Source organism: Streptomyces sp. SBT349, assembly GCF_001083795.1.
Classification (GTDB): Bacteria; Actinomycetota; Actinomycetes; order Streptomycetales; family Streptomycetaceae; genus Streptomyces.
In genome coordinates this window covers 1-1,372 of sequence record NZ_LAVK01000672.1, presented here as the reverse complement: position 1 = coordinate 1,372, position 1,372 = coordinate 1, and the positions used below count along the sequence as shown (strand labels likewise).

Here is a 1,372-nt window from a genome sequence, read left to right as displayed (position 1 = left end):
GCCGCGTTCCGTGGGAAACCGGCGCGCATGCCCCCCCCCGCGCGCCGGTTTCCCACGGAACGCGTGACAGCCGTCCGACGCCGGCCCTCACCGCGTATGACACCGGCGCGCTCTCGACCCACCCGCAGGGATTGCCACGGATGACCAGCAGCACACCCTCCGCCTCCTCCTCGACCCCGCCACCCAGGAAACCCACCGCTCCGCCGGCACCTGCCGGTGCTCCCACCGGCGCGCCGGTGAAGGGGGGCCCGGGTGAGCTGCGGGCCAAGGTCGCCCAGCTGCTGGCCGCCGACGCTTCGGCGACGTTCACGGTCACCCAGCTGGCGAAGGAGGTGGGGCATTCGGGCGGCGCGGTCGGCAACGCCTGCGAGACCCTCGTGGCCCGGGGCGAAGCCCAACGGATCGGCGTCAACCCGCGCCTGTACCGGGCCACGCCCCTCACCGCCGCTGCCGCACGCTCCGCCACGCGGCGATCGGAACCCGCACCCGCCCCCGCGCGTTCGGGGCCGAGCCCTGCCGCCGGGCCGACGGGCAGGAGCACCCGGCCGGTCGTGGAGCCGGGGCCGGTGATCCGGCCGAACGGGCAGCCCTACCACCCCCGCGCCCTCGCGGAGCTGCCGGAGGTGGAGGCGCTGCGGCGGCTGCGGGAGGCGGGAGTGCCCGTGCTCCTCTACGGGCCGCCGGGCACCGGCAAAACCTCCCTGATCGAAGCGGCGTTCCCGGACCTGATCACCGTGGCGGGAGACGGGGACACCACCGTCGGCGACCTGATCGGGGAATACACCCAGGCCGAAGGCGGCGGTTACGAGTTCATCTACGGCCCGTTGATCGCCGCGATGCGGGAGGGCCGGGCGCTGCTGCTGGACGACGCCACCCTCATCTCCCCGAAGGTGCTGGCTGCCCTGTATCCGGCGATGGACGGGCGCCGCCAGATCCAGGTCAAGGCCCACAAAGGCGAAACGGTCACCGCGGCCGACGGGTTCTACGTGGTCGCCGGCCACAACCCGAACGTGCACGGCGCCGTGTTGACCGAGGCCCTGGCGTCGCGGTTCAGCGTGCAGATCCAGGTGGGCTCCGACTACGACCTGGCCGTCGTGCTGAAGATCAACGGGACAGCCGTACGCATCGCCCGGAACCTGGCGAAGCGCCAGGAGGCCGGCGAGATCGGGTGGGCGCCCCAGCTGCGGGAACTGCTGGCCTTCCAGAAGGTCGCCGACGTGCTCGGCACCGATGTCGCGCTGGCCAACCTGATCGGTGTCGCGCCCGCCGAAGACCAGGACACCGTCGCCGAGATCGTCACCAAGGCGACCAGACGCAAGATCACCGCCCTGGCCCTGGGCCGCCAACTCCCGCCCACCACCCAGCCCACTCC

At 73.0% G+C, this 1,372-nt stretch carries 1 protein-coding gene; it reads left to right on the top strand.

Features of this window, described 5'->3' with window-relative positions; translation table 11 throughout:
- Positions 1-140: 140 nt before the first annotated feature.
- Positions 141-1,372: AAA family ATPase (locus ADY01_RS35720; RefSeq protein WP_107081910.1), on the top strand; the 1,232-nt coding region annotated here is incomplete at its 3' end.